This window comes from Nocardia sp. NPDC051570 (assembly GCF_044454005.1).
GTDB lineage: Bacteria > Actinomycetota > Actinomycetes > Mycobacteriales > Mycobacteriaceae > Nocardia.
The window spans coordinates 1-13,508 of the sequence record NZ_JBITDI010000003.1 but is presented as its reverse complement, the minus strand read 5'-3'; the positions used below and the strand labels follow the sequence as shown (position 1 = coordinate 13,508).

The window sequence follows — 13,508 nt, the reverse complement described above, 5'->3', positions numbered from 1 at the left end:
GCCTCCGGCAAATGCGGCATATAGTGACCCCCAGATCGATGAACTGGGCGCCCAGCCACATTCGCAAGGGGGATCTACATGGGCGAAATGGATGCGGACCTACCCACCCTGGATTGGCTCGCGGGTGTGCTCGCCACCCACGCCGAGACCATCGGCAAACTGCAGGTTACCGGACAGGTCACCATGCCGGACTCACCCATCCAGGCCCTGTCGGCTCAGGTGGGTACGGCCGCCGCACAGGCATTCGGCCTGATCGGCGCGAACTATCGGAGCCTGTCGGACGCCACGAAGACGATCCGTAAATCCTATGCGGATCTCGACGCGGCATTCGCGGCCCAGCTGCGCCGATACGCCGACGGCAGCGGCCCGCGATGACCACGATCGGCCACGTCCGCGGCTGCCGACCCGACACGATGCTCACCTTCGCGACCGACCTCGCCACCCGCACCGATACGTTCTCCACCGAGATCGAGCGCTCGAACCGGGACATCGACACCGCCATGAACAACTGGCACGGCGCCGCGGCCACCGCCGCCTCGGCCCGCGCACTATCGGACGAACTCGCCGCCAACCATCTCGGCCAGACACTGATCACGATCGCCGACCACTACAACACCTACGGCACCGAGCTGAGCGGCTACCGCACCGCCCTACTCACCGCCGTGGCCGACGCCACCCGCGCGGGCATGACCGTCGACGACCAGGGCAACGTCACCGCCCCGAAGGTCTTCTCCGGCACCGATTCGAACAGACCGATCGTGGCCATCATGCTCCAACAGGCGATCGACGCCCAGGCCACCGACCTCCAGACCCGCCTGAAGAACCTACTCACCCAGTTCGGCGACGCGGAAACCAAAGCGGCGCAGGCGATTACGACGGATCTTGAAACACTCGCAGGCTATGAGCAGAAACCGGACGGGGCGCCGCTCAGGGGGCAGGTGCGCGACATCCTCGATGGCAAGGCCCAACTGCCGACCGATCCGAAGGCTCTGCACGATTTCTGGGAGACGTTGTCGCCCGCGGAGAAGGATGCGTTGTGGCGGCATGACCAATATCTCGGGAATCGGGATGGGTTGCCCGCGGTGGATCGGGATCGGTTCAATCGGATGAAGTTGGATGATGAGATCTCGCGGGCATTGGCGGGGGATCCCGCGGTCAAGGACAAGTTGAAGGATTTACAGGCGGTTCAGAGCACTCTCGGCGATAAGAAGGATCGGATGCTGATGCTTCTGGATACGCAGTCCGGGGCGATGACTCATGCCGCTGTTGCCGTGGGGAATCCCGATACCGCGAAGAATGTGTCGGTGACCGCGGGTGGATTGAATACGACTGTCGGTGAGTCGCTCGGCAGTATGGTCGATGAGTCGGGGAAGATTCGCGATCAGGCCCAGCTGCAGCTCCGTATGACTCCCGGTCGCGACGAGAAGGTCGCGACGATCGCATGGATCGGTGCGGATCTACCGCAGGCACAACCGAACGCCGATAAGGTCGCCGGTTATCTCGATGTCGCCACGGACGATATGGCCAAAGCCGGAGCCCCGAAGTTGGCATCGTTTTACGACGGCCTGGGTGCCGCGCATGATGGAAACATGCACTTGACCGCGGTCGGGCATTCCTACGGGTCGCTGATGACCGGACTCGCGCTTCAACAACCCGGTCAGCACCCGGTGGACGACCTGGTGGTCTACGGCTCTCCCGGACTGGATGTGCCGGTGACAGGACATCACACCGGCCCGATGCTCGGAACCGTATACGACTCGATCGGCGCCAGATACGACGTGTCCAAACTCGGCATTCCGCCGGGACACCTGTACGAGATGACCGCACATGCCGACCCGGTAGCCCATTTCAATGCCTTCGGCCCGAGCCCGGCGAACCTCCCCGGATTCACACATCTGGAAACCGGAAATGCGACAACTGTGGACGGAGTGCACCGAGAGGAAGCCACCGGCCACAGTGAGTATCCCCGAATGGGTTCGGACGGCAAGCTACGCACATCGGGCTGGAACACCGCGATGATCGTGGCCGGACTCCCACAGGACGCCGTCATCGAAAAGCCGGTCAATCCCATCGAAGCCGGTGCGCGCTACGCCCGCGAGGGCTTCGAATGGCTCGGGAAGAAGGTATTCGAATGACCCGATCGGTTCGACATTCGATATGGACGGCCCTCGCCGCCGTGATTCTCTCGACGACAGGATGTGGCATGTTCGACAACCCGTATGAGAAGACCGGTTCCGCGGAGACGGCCAAGGCGGCCGAGCAGCTGACGAAGCTCCCGTCCCTGGAGGAGACAGAGGCACGACTCCAGTCCGCGGTCGAACAACTCGGCACCTACATCAGTTCACTCGTTCCGGGATTGACCTGGACGTGGATGGACGAGCGCTCGGTACAGAACTGCTCGCCGCCGTACGACCAGACACATGGCCAGATGGTGAATCTGCCGAATTACGTCGCATCGTCCGGAATACCTGACGACGTATGGCCCCAGGTCGCCGAGCGCACTCGACAGCTCGCGGCGGATCTCGGAGCAACCGGTTCGGAAAGCTTCCTGGACAAGCCCGGCAGCCACGCTGTCCGCTTCTACAGCAAGGAAGGCACCAGCCTGCAACCCGGCACCAAATGGATCGACTCCCAAGGTGCCGCCGCTATCGGCGGGAACACTGGTTGCCGGTTGCCCGCGGCTCGGAAATCCGCTTCGTCACCCACGACCCCGCACCCGTAATCCGACTCCCCTCCCCCACCACTCGACACCTCTGAGCCGACCGAAAGGGATGAGACGAATGTTCCAGCAGGGCAATGACTTCGAGGAACTAGGGCTGAAAGTCCAACGCGCACAACAACGTCTCGAGCAGATCCGGGGCACGGGGACCGTGAATGGGATTCGAGTTGTCGTGGACGCGGACAACCGGCTGCTGTCGGTCAGCATGCAGGAGGAGGAGAGTGTGCTGGCGGCGTACAACGCCGCGGTGGCGGATAAGCAAGAGTTGGTGGAGGAGGCCGTCCGGGAGCTGCGGGCGGATCCCCGATTCGAGGCCATGTCCACGTTCGCGGAGGCCAATTCGACACGGGCGCAGGCGGATCGGGTGCAACGGGGGTACGACGAGGATGACGACCTGTATTACGAGGAGCGCAATCGGCGCGGGTGGCTCGAGAGTTGATTTGATCCCGCCACCAAAGTTATTGCCGTAGAGAGGGTTCAGCGGCTCCAGGCGGTCCGAGGCGGCCAGCGCGGGCCTGTGGAAGATCCACGGGCCGAAGTCATCTCAGGCCCGGCAAGGCTCGACGCCCATCGCACCGGCGCACGGCCACGATGATCATCCCCGAGACCGGCTCGCCGCGATCGAGTCGAAGGGAGGTCGCCCAGGACATCCGAACATCGAGTCCCAGCGCCTCGCAGGCCACGAGCGCCGGGGTCGGCGCGTGCTGGAACCGCAGTGAAGTCGCCACTCGCACCGGCTCGTCGTCCGCATGGATTTCCAGCGAAAAGGCAATCAGCCCACCGGGACTCAGCGCTCGCACCGCACTCGTGAGCACCGGCTCCAACGTTCCGACATAGTTGAGCACATCCGCGGCAGCGATCAGGTCGAACGCCTCGTCCTCTCCGGCAAGAAACGCCACGAGGTCGTCCTGCTCGAGCCGGTCGTAGATGCCCTTGCGACGCGCCTCGGCCAGCATGCCGGCCGAGAGGTCGACGCCCTCCAGCCGATCGGCCAGCGGTCTGAGCAGCTGCCCCATCAACCCCGTCCCGCACCCGAGATCGACGACTCGTCCGAAGTGGCGCCCCGCGCTCACCTGCTCGATCGCCGTCGCCAGCTGCTGCGGCACCCGGTAGGCGAGCCTGCCGACCAGCGACTCCTCGAACCGCGGCGCGTAGTCGTCGAACAACGCCTGGACATAGGCCGTTTGCGGGGCCGCGACGGCGATCGCCCGGTGCGCCGCGAGCTTCAGTCGCGCCCCGAACACGCCGCGTTCATCCAAGGTGAGCAGCTCATTCCACGCTGCGAGGGCCCCCGGCACATCGCCACCCGCCTCGCGATAGCCGCCCAGGAGGTGCCAGCCCGCGACCCAGCCCGGGACCAATTCCAGTGCCTGCACCATGAGTTCGGCGGCTTCGGAGAAGGCATGCTCGGCGCCGAGCGCCGCGGCGTAGCTCGCCCGGCGATCGGCCAGAAGGTTGCCCGACGAATGATCGATACTGTGCAGCATGGAGTCCCTGAGTAGGCAGCACATCGCCCCCCACTACGGTCTCCGTCCCGAACAGGCTTGACCCTCTTGCCATTTGATTCAGAATCTACCGAATACCACCTGCGCCATAGCAAATCGGTTAACGCGTTCTATACGGCTACCAGTGACAGCGCGATCCACGGTTTCCGAACCGGTTGCTGCTCATCTCTAGTAGCGGCAACGCCAAAGGCCAAGCAATGCAACCCCTTTCCTATCTTTCAAGGAGTGATCAGTGCGGCCGGATCGACATCGCGCCGAGTTCACAGCCTGGATCGATAGACCCATACGGGGCCGTGGCATCCGACGTCCTGTAATCGCCGCATTCCGCGCGTTCGGCCGCATTCGTCGCCAGTCGGCCGAACCGCTCGGCGAGCATCCGGTATTGCCACGGAGCGCGCGGTTCGAGCATATGGTGGCCAGCCGCTGATCGGTTGGCCACCAACGTCTCTGGAGCATCCGCTTCTGCCGATGAGCGTGTGTTCAGTGGGTCTCGGCCGGGGTGCCGATGGTGGCGGTCGAGTTCGGGGTGGCGCGGGCAGGTTCAGGCGATGGTGCTTGCCCCCAGCCGGGGCAGCAGGGTGTGGGCGTTGCCGTGCATGACTTGCGCGAGTAGCTCCGGTCGGTCGGCGAAGTAGGTGTCGACGTTGTCGGTGTACCAGCCCGCTGTCTGCGGGCTCACCGCGGGGAAGTCGGTGCCGAACAGGATCCGCTCTGGTGGCACGAAGTTCTCCAACGCGACCAGGTTGGTCTCGAAACCGGACAGCGCAGTCTCGTAGTAGAAGGTGCGGAAGTCGGCGATGATCTCCTCGGGGCTCAGCTCGCAACCGAGGTAGTGCGACAGCGCCGCGACTCGCGCCGCGAGAAACGGGGTGCTGCCGCCGGAATGCGACAGGATGATCCGCACGTTCGGGTACTGCCGTTTGCGGCCGCTGGTGACCAGATCCGCTGCGGCCTTGTAGGTTTCGTTGGGCACCTCGCTCACCGGTGTCGGCAGGAACCGGTTCGGCATCCGGTTACGTCCCGGGGTCTGCTCACCGTGCAGGAATACCAGCGCGCCGCGCCGGTCGAGCTCGGCCCACAATGGCTCGAAGAGGACGTCACCCACCGAGCGGGCCTCCTCGCCGACGCCGTAGACGTTGGTCAGCGTGACGCCGTCGGCGTGGAGCGTATCCAGTGCGTAGGTCAGTTCCTCGAGCGCGGCATCGATGTCGGTCGGTGTCGGCAGATGCGCGAAGAACCCGAACCGGCCGGGGTGGTCTTCGACGGCTTGGTGACCGAGGCTGTTGACCGTGCGGGCAAAGGTTCGCCGCTGCGTGGCGGGCAGATTGTGTTCCAGGTCGTTGGGCAGCGACAGGATCGCGGTCGCGATCCCGAGGCCGTCCATGAACGCCACGCTGGTCTCGGGTGTCCAGCGCGCCGCACCGTCGGGGAAGCGCCAACCCGAATCCGCGCCGAGCGGGCCCTGGAGCGACTCGGCCAGTTCGCCGCCGGGAACCGATGGTGATGGAAGTCGACCCGCGCGGGGCCGGAAGGGTGCGCGGTCATAGCCGACATCCGTTGCGGGCGATCGCCTTCGGCAGATACGGATACGGCTGCATCACAGGCACCCTTCACTCCTCACGGTGGGGTCGAGCCAGGGCTGCGGTGGTCATCACGGTCCTCCAACGGACGGGTCGGCCCGATCAGCGGCGCTCGACGCTGTCGAACACAGGAGTACCACGCGCATCATAGGACCCGACGCACCGTGCTCGCCGAATATCCGCTCACGCCGCTGGGCCGGCGTTCATGGGAACTGTATCCTCGGCGCCGCCGGATTCATCGGCCGCAACCTCGTCGTGGAGCTGCTACGACGCGGCCACACCGTCGCCGCCGGATTCCGCGGCCCCGCTACCCGCCTTACCGACTGGCTCGACTCCGAATCCGTCGATCACCGCAACCTGCTCACCCTCGACTGCGACATCACCCACCCCAACCTCGGCCTGGATCCCATCCGCTCGGTGCGCGACGTCTACAACTGCGCCGCCAACATGGCCTTCGGCCTGAGCGAACACCAGGCCCGACTCGACAACGTCACCGGTGCGCTGCACGTCGTCGACTACACCGCCGCGCTGCCAGAACCGCGGCGCCTCGTACATCTCACCGGCTATCGCGCCGGCATGCGCGGTGTCGAAGGCGCCTCCTACGCGGCCGGTAGCTACGAAGCATCCAAGCTCGAAGCCGATGCCGTAGTCCGTCGGCGCGCAACCGAACTCGATGTCCCCCTCACCGTCGCCAACCCCAGCTCGGTCATCGGCAAAGGCCAATACTTCGGACTCACCGACCTTGTCCGCAACCTGCACCGCGGTCGGCTCCTTGCCATCCCCGGCCGCAGGGACTCCTTCGTCCCTGTAGTCGACGTCGAGTATCTGGCCGCCTTCCTCGTCTCCCTCCCCGAACATGCCGACACCCTGGGAGCGACCTACAACATTCTCGACCCCACCACCCCCAACCTCCCCGAGTTGGTCGCCCTGCTCGCCGCCCACCTCGGTGTCAAGGCTCCGCGCCGCACCGTCCCGGTCGGGGTCGTCAGCCGGCTACCCCGCTTCCTCACGCATGCCGACCCCGAGGCTTTGGGATTCATCTCCTCCGACCGCTACGACACCACCACCACCGAAGCCCACGCTCGCAACATCGGGCTCACCATGCCCCCGTCGAGAAGGCCTTGCATGCCTGGGCCGATCACCTCGTCGCCACCAACTTCGGCGCGCACGCGTAAAGCATGCGAGAAATCGCGCCCCGCAAACCATCCATGCCGCGTGTCGCGCGGTTCGACATGGCCACGCGGCAGGCTTGAAGATCAACGGGCAGAGATCATCTCGGGTCGACACCTGGCCGCTGGCAGTGCACGCTCATAGCCGAATGCCGTGCATTATTCAGGTGTGGCCACACACGATCCTGACAGCCACCCGACGGGATACTCCATCGACCGGCTGCCCGACAACACGCTGGAACGTCGTATTGATACCAGAGTCGACGCTCGTTGCCGATCATGATCAAATTGATGTAAGACTCATGATGCGTCGACGCCGTAGTCGTGCAAGGATGCGGCGATCGAAGAACACCACTTCCGCGGTGGACTGTTCGAACGGGATTCACCAGCAGTGGGTGCGGCGTTCACCGGTTCGCAATCGGATTGAACCCCTTGATCATGGCGTATTCCGTGGCGATGGCGGAATGGTGGCCGGGTGGATCGGACTGGGACAAATTGTGTCACTCCGAGGTCGGTCGATCCTCATGATCGAGATCTGTTAGGCGTGAAAGACGGTGACACGCAGCGTGTTTCGTGTTCTTACGATCGATGATGCTGCTGCCGCACGAGCCCCCACCACAAAGGTCGCCAATCATTTGCCAAATTCGTCCGATTGGAAGCTTTTCCGCGTCGGGCGGCTACGGCTTCGCGATTTGCTGCATCGTCACCCTGCCTGTCCGGGTGGCCGGATGCGTGCCGACCGAAGTTGCGTACTGGTCAAGCGTCCTGCACAGTCTTGCTCGCGTCGACGATCCGAGGAACGGCTGAGAAGGCGGTGTGGCGCGGTTGTGGGAGGCATCTGTTAGTCGTCGATCGCTGACCGGTTTTGTTCCTTGGGTCAACCCGTGACCAATCCCGAAATGCGCAGGTGCTCTACGGTGCCTGTCGTTTCTGGCGTGTACCCACAAGGGCCGATGAGTGCTTGGCGCAGTTCACGAGACTGCGGTGGCTCGTGACGGAGAAGAAGGCAACAGCTGGTGGAATCGCCCGACAACAACAGATCCGACCGCAACCCGCAGGCGACCGAAGTCCTGATCATCGCGAGCGACGCTCAGGAGGGGAGAGTGTCGCCGCCGCGACGGTTGTGGTCTCGTATTCGCGAACAGGCCACCTCGCGGGAGGTGCGGCGGTATCTACCGCACGCGGCCGCCACTGCCGTGGTGATCACCGCCGTGGTCGCGGTTGTTGTCGCCGAATCGGGTCGCAGCGACCGGACCGGCAACACGCTGGCCGCGGCGGAAGGTCACGAAACGCGGAGTGTGGCAGACCTTTCCGCCGAGATCGAGCAACTTCCGACTGGTGATGTCGCCGATGGGTCGGAGATACCGCGGGATGCTCCGATTCCGGGCGATGCCAGGCCGGCCGACAGCGGTGCCGGTGAGCCGGTCACGACGGTCGGGGGTGGCACCGCTGATCCCTCCCCGAGCACCGGGGACACCCCGAGTGATCCAGCCCCGACTGCCAACGCCACCAGCGCGCCGAGCGCGACCGCCGATACTGCGGCGTCGCAGCCAGGTATCTCGGTGAGCGTAAGTGCCAGTGCCAGTGCGAGTGTTTCGGCGCAGGCCACAGTGCGGCCCGAGGTGAATCCGGTCCAGGATCCGAGCACCACCACAGTCACCGTGGTCGTCCCGCCATCCGCCACAACCACGACGGCGACCGCTGCTCCGTCGACGACGTCTCCTCCGACCAAGACAACGACACCGACGACGTCGAAGCCCGCACCGCCGGCCTCGACACCACCTCGATGCACCCCGGCGGCGGCGAAGAAGTCGACGACGGCACCGGGGTCGGAGCCGACCACCGCGCATCCGCCCACCGGGAGCACAAAGCCGCCGACCGCGACGGTGCAACCGTCCCCGACTACGACCCACCCATGCGGGTAAGCGACCTGCGACCGAAACCGGTTGAGGCCGAGGACCTGTCGAGCAGTCGGGACCGCATCGACGAGGCGGCGTTGACCGCGGGCAATTCCCTGTGTGCGGCCAGGCCAGCTACTAGCTACCAGAAATGATGAGGAAAGTGTTCGCACAATGAGAAACGAAGGTCCATGACATCTAGCCTCCATCAACGGATGCGCGATAAACGTCGACATACCCGCGCGGCTGGGGCCGCCACGATTACTCCCGCGGAGCCGATAATGAACAGGCGAGATCGGCTTCCGATCGGCATATTGGCTGTGTCTGTAATTGCTGCGCTATCAATAGGATTGGTGAATCCCGCTGATGCGTCTGCACGGCGGATCGGTTCGTACGACGTCTACGGAGCGATCGAGGTCGAGTACGACCAAGCCGGTGGGTCCAACCTCTTCGGTAATCCCGTGAACGCGGAATCGGACGCCGCGCGCGGGGGGCGTTGGCAGGCCTTCGAGAAGGGCAGCTCGATCTACTGGCACCCGAACGTGTCCAAAGGCCACGCCAATCAGGTCGGTGGTGCGATCCGGGACAAGTGGCGCGATCTCGGTTGGGAGAACAGCACTCTCAAGTATCCGACGACCCGAGAGTTGGCCGCCCGTAAACCGGGGCGCTTCAACCACTTCGAGGGCGGGTCCATCTACTGGTCGAGCAATACCGGAGCGCACAGTAGTTGGGGCCGGATCCGCGATAAATGGGCCGACAAAGACTGGGAGAGCGGGCCACTCGGCTACCCAGCGACCGACGAGTTCAAGGCGAAGAACAACGGCGCCGGACAGCACTTCGAAAGCGGATCCGTCTACTGGTCCGGTAACACCGACGCACACAGCAGCTGGGGTTTGATCCGCGACAAGTGGGCCGAGCTCAAGTGGGAGAACGGGCCACTCGGCTACCCGACCACGGATGAGTTCAAGGGCAACAACAACGGTGCCGGACAGCACTTCGAGGGCGGATCCGTCTACTGGTCGGGCAACACCGACGCGCACAGTAGTTGGGGTTTGATCCGCGACAAGTGGGCCGAGCTCAAGTGGGAGAACGGGCCACTCGGCTACCCGACCACGGATGAGTTCAAGGTCAAGGACAACGGTGCCGGACAGCACTTCGAGGGCGGTTCCATCTACTGGTCACCCCAGGGTGGCGTGCACGCAGTGTGGGGTGCCATCAAAAACTCATGGGCAAACCGGAACTGGGAAAACGGCCGCTTCGGATTCCCGGTCAGCGACGAGTTCGATTTCGACGGCGGCAAGGCGCAGAACTTCCAAGGCGGAACCATCGACTGGAAGTCAGACGACCCGGACAAGCCCACAGATGATCCAGAACAAGACCAAGGCCCGCGCCATCTGGGGTACCAGCACGACAACTCCAACACGCGATCGAGCCCGGGCACACCGGATGAGACCGGCCAGCCGCCGACGACTGGACCAAGCCGCGCACCAGCGCCCTCGACATCCGCGCCAGCGCCGTCGACGACAGCACCAACACCCTCCACTACCGCACGGCCCCGGCCAGTAACCCCATCCCCCAAGCCGCCCGGGCCGACGGCTCCGGGAAGCGCCGCGCCGACCACCACTCAAACACACCCGATCCCGAGTGCCACGACTTCGAGCACTACTACTCCAAATCCAAGCTCAACCAGCGACCCCTCCTCGCCAGATGCCGATGCGCCCAAGACATTGAGGCTCGCCGGTGTACACATGCGGCAGGATAATTCACCCGACGACGAGCCGGACGACCCGTCACTCGAATATGAGCCATGTGGTGTCTCTGTTGCATTTCCGCACGCGTCGCAAACCCCGGATAACGGTCGGTTGAAGTATCCGGAGGAAATCCATACACAGGTCGTTTCTGAATGCAAGTTGGCCCCGACCGCGACCAAGAACACGGTCAAGGCGAGAACGTTCAGACTCCGCTTTTGGGGTGGAAGCCTACCCGTGCTGCTGAAGCAAAATCCGTGGAAAGATAAGACGATCACGATGGGCGGGTACCAGGCCCAAAAGTCGAGTAATAGCGGTAAGAAAATTAAGATGTCGGCTGCAGTGAAATGCCAGGCCGGCACCCGATTCCGTTACATGACTTGGGGTTACGGTGAATTCGCCTTCCCCGGAGAATCTGCCAAGCTATACGGTCCGGTGTTCGCCACAAACCCTCCGGGTAAAGAACAGTTGTGTACCGGAAACTAGTCACGTTTTTTCTGGTGGTGTTTGTCGGATCGGGTTGCGCCTCCAGTGGCGCACCCGATCCGGGCACAACCGAGAATCTGGACATCAGTGAATTCGACACGGACGAGCCCCATGACATTCCGCGCAGCCCAGGTTTCGGCAAACACACCGTGCCGGACTTCATCGTGTCTGGTGGACCGCCGATGCTGACCGATGACGAGGTGCGTGTTCCCGCTGCGGGCTCGTCGTGGCTGGTGGGAAGCGACCTCGTGGAGTCTGTCCCACCGTCACCTATGACGTGGCCCCGGCTGGCCGCCGCCCCGGCTCGGTTCAGAATCGACAACCCAGCCATCCCAATTCTCGTGCGATGGTTCACCTATCCGATGCCTGATACTCCGGAAACGCTCGACGACGATCACGATTCGTTCGAAACCTGCGTATTCGCCACGAAGGAAAAGCAGATCACACCGGACGGAAAATGCTTCTACTGGAAGACAAGAGCCACCATAGGAATGTACCTGCCACTCCGAAATGATCGGTACAACATCGTTGTCGCGTCCTGGCCACAGGCTCGCGACGAGTCGGGCCAGGTTCATGACGAGACGGTGGATTCGTTCTGGACATTCAGTAGATGATGACGGCAGCCTCTACACGCACCCGACCGCCGACTTCCCCACCCGAGAACGGACCACGATCCCATGGCCGAGATCCGCTTGACCCCCGTCACCGACACCGCACCCGCGGCCTGGCTCGAGGACTCGGTCCGGATACGGGAGCGAGTGGCCGTGGGGTTCGCGGCATACGCGCGGATACTGCATCCCGCCACCGATGCCGCTACCGACGCCCAGCTGTCCTGGGCGTCGGTGGCGCAGACGCTCGGGATGACCGACCGCGATGAGCTCGTGTCGGCCTTCTACGGCGACGATTCCGACGACTGGCGCGCACCCGACCAGGGCAACCTCGTGCAACCCCAGTTGGACACCCTGCTGGGCATCCTCACCCGCCACACCAGCACACCCGATCTCTGTTTCGCTGCCCTGGTGGAATGGAAATATCTCCCTTTCGGGGGCTCCGGCCGAAAGGCCGCAGCCCTGAAACCTCCACAACTGTCCCCGCAGGTGCGGAAACAAGCCACCTTCGATCTTCCCAATCATCTCCCATATCTGTTGCTGCAGGGAGCCGTCGTCGACACCGCCAGAGTCGGCGGGTACATCCACCCGCACCTTCTGAACAGTCACTCCCCGAACCTGCTGTGGCCGGACGACCACGCATGGTTCGTCTGCACCGACATCGACGACTACGAAACCTACGTCAGCGGCTCCCGCCAACTCATCGACGAAATCGCCACCCACCCACTGTTCGAGGTAGAAGAAATCAGCGCCGATCACCGTGACAGTGCGTGAGCGCAGACAATCTCGTAGGTACCGCGATCCGGTTCAGTGCTAGCCCCGCGGCCAGTTGCGTCGTCGGCAGCAGTCTGGAGAGGAACGTGCGCGCCGCCGGGCCACGAAACAGGACTGCGTTGCCACCACCACACCCCCGGTCACGGGCACATGTCCGAGAAACCCTTGCGCGGCAAGCATTAGCGAACACACCGCCTGGCCGATGGTGGTGACCAAGTAGAAGGTTCGCCGATCGACGTGGTCGACCACCGATCCGGCGAACATGCCGCAGCCGATGACCGGCGTCACCTGAGCGATGCCGACCGCGCCGGTCCACATGGTGCTGTGGGTGGTCTGCCAGATCTGGAACATCACCGCCACCAGCGTCATCTGACCGCCGAACCCGGACAGCGCCCCACCGATCCACAGCCGCCGAAATTGCGGTGACCGTCGCAACGGAGTTACGTCGACCAGTAGACCCCTCAGTCCCACTCAGGGTCCTCGGCCAGTTCTCGGCGATTCGGTCGTGAAAACTCTTGCGGCGCAGCATGTTCTCGATGTCGGTGACGACCTGGCTGAGCGGGGGACGGGATTTCCGCCTCGATTTCGGCGATGGCCGCCTCGGTGGCATGAGGTTCCCCCAAGACGGTGGACAGGGGGCTTGTGCGGCTTCAGGCCGCCGCGTGTAGTGACTTCTCGAAGTTGTCGGGGCTTTGCATCCCGAGTGCGGAGTGTCGCCGGGTAGTGTTGTAGAAGCTGATCCAGTTGTCAACCGCGGCAACGAGTTCGGTCTTCGCCGCGTAGACGTGCCGGTAGTATTCCTCATGCTTGAAGCTCGACCAGAATGATTCGGAAGGGCTGTTGTCCCAACAGATTCCGGTCGCGCCCATCGATCGGCGCAACCCGTGCCGGAAACACGCCTTCGCGGTCAAATGCGCGGTGTATTCGACGGATTCAATCGGTCGTCGCAACACCGGGTTGTTGGAGCGATCGTAGGTGTTCGTCGAGGGCTTCGGCGGGAGTGCGCCATCCCAGCGTCTTG

The 13,508-nt window shown here is 63.7% G+C and carries 13 protein-coding genes; 8 read left to right on the top strand and 5 right to left on the bottom strand.

What is annotated here, in order from left to right; all coding sequences use genetic code 11:
- Positions 1-78 precede the first annotated feature (78 nt).
- From ACIA76_RS07065 to ACIA76_RS07050, 4 genes are all read left to right on the top strand, one after another.
- A complete protein-coding gene (locus ACIA76_RS07065) occupies positions 79-375 on the top strand; it encodes a hypothetical protein (protein ID WP_397149476.1) in 297 nt (98 codons plus the stop codon).
- Positions 372-2,135, top strand: a complete 1,764-nt coding sequence (locus ACIA76_RS07060) for an alpha/beta hydrolase (RefSeq protein WP_397149474.1) — start codon at positions 372-374, stop codon at positions 2,133-2,135. The genes ACIA76_RS07065 and ACIA76_RS07060 overlap by 4 nt, the downstream gene beginning before the upstream one ends.
- Positions 2,136-2,203: 68 nt before the next feature.
- Positions 2,204-2,722: an LppA family lipoprotein gene (locus ACIA76_RS07055; protein ID WP_397149472.1), complete on the top strand. Its 519-nt coding sequence runs from the start codon at positions 2,204-2,206 to the stop codon at positions 2,720-2,722.
- Positions 2,723-2,780: 58 nt separating this feature from the next.
- Entirely contained in the window at positions 2,781-3,158 is a 378-nt protein-coding gene (locus ACIA76_RS07050; RefSeq protein WP_397149470.1) for a hypothetical protein, read from the top strand.
- 100 nt (positions 3,159-3,258) lie between these two features.
- Here ACIA76_RS07050 and ACIA76_RS07045 read toward each other — a convergent pair whose 3' ends face one another.
- Both ACIA76_RS07045 and ACIA76_RS07040 read right to left on the bottom strand, forming a co-directional pair.
- The gene (locus ACIA76_RS07045; RefSeq protein WP_397149468.1) at positions 3,259-4,206 is read right to left on the bottom strand and encodes a methyltransferase domain-containing protein; all 948 of its coding nucleotides are present in this window, start codon (positions 4,204-4,206) and stop codon (positions 3,259-3,261) included.
- Positions 4,207-4,765: 559 nt separating this feature from the next.
- A complete protein-coding gene (locus tag ACIA76_RS07040; RefSeq protein ID WP_397149466.1) occupies positions 4,766-5,608 on the bottom strand; it encodes an amidohydrolase family protein in 843 nt (280 codons plus the stop codon).
- Positions 5,609-5,846: 238 nt separating this feature from the next.
- Between ACIA76_RS07040 and ACIA76_RS07035 the strand changes: the two genes are divergently transcribed.
- Positions 5,847-7,118: an NAD-dependent epimerase/dehydratase family protein gene (locus ACIA76_RS07035; RefSeq protein WP_397149464.1), complete on the top strand. Its 1,272-nt coding sequence runs from the start codon at positions 5,847-5,849 to the stop codon at positions 7,116-7,118.
- Positions 7,119-8,255: 1,137 nt separating this feature from the next.
- On the opposite strand, the gene ACIA76_RS07030 is transcribed toward ACIA76_RS07035, so the two are convergent.
- Positions 8,256-9,107, bottom strand: a complete 852-nt coding sequence (locus ACIA76_RS07030) for a hypothetical protein (RefSeq protein WP_397149462.1) — start codon at positions 9,105-9,107, stop codon at positions 8,256-8,258.
- Positions 9,108-9,224: 117 nt separating this feature from the next.
- On the opposite strand from ACIA76_RS07030, the gene ACIA76_RS07025 reads away from it, so the two are divergent.
- The 3 genes from ACIA76_RS07025 (at position 9,225) to ACIA76_RS07015 (ending at position 12,487) form a co-directional block, all read left to right on the top strand.
- A complete protein-coding gene (locus tag ACIA76_RS07025) occupies positions 9,225-11,105 on the top strand; it encodes a hypothetical protein (protein WP_397149460.1) in 1,881 nt (626 codons plus the stop codon).
- Positions 11,090-11,719 (top strand): hypothetical protein, encoded by a 630-nt coding sequence (locus ACIA76_RS07020; RefSeq protein WP_397149458.1) that lies wholly within the window; start codon positions 11,090-11,092, stop codon positions 11,717-11,719. Before ACIA76_RS07025 ends, ACIA76_RS07020 begins: the two co-directional genes overlap by 16 nt.
- A 63-nt stretch (positions 11,720-11,782) precedes the next feature.
- On the top strand, positions 11,783-12,487 hold the full coding sequence (locus tag ACIA76_RS07015; protein ID WP_397149456.1) for a hypothetical protein: 705 nt from the start codon (positions 11,783-11,785) through the stop codon (positions 12,485-12,487).
- A gap of 39 nt (positions 12,488-12,526) precedes the next feature.
- Here the strand turns inward: ACIA76_RS07015 and ACIA76_RS07010 are convergent, their stop codons facing one another.
- Positions 12,527-12,958, bottom strand: coding sequence for an MFS transporter (locus tag ACIA76_RS07010; RefSeq protein WP_397149454.1), 432 nt, complete (start codon positions 12,956-12,958; stop codon positions 12,527-12,529).
- Between the two features lie 179 nt (positions 12,959-13,137).
- Positions 13,138-13,356: an integrase core domain-containing protein gene (locus ACIA76_RS07005; RefSeq protein WP_397150667.1), complete on the bottom strand. Its 219-nt coding sequence runs from the start codon at positions 13,354-13,356 to the stop codon at positions 13,138-13,140.
- Between the last annotated feature and the right edge of the window lie 152 nt (positions 13,357-13,508).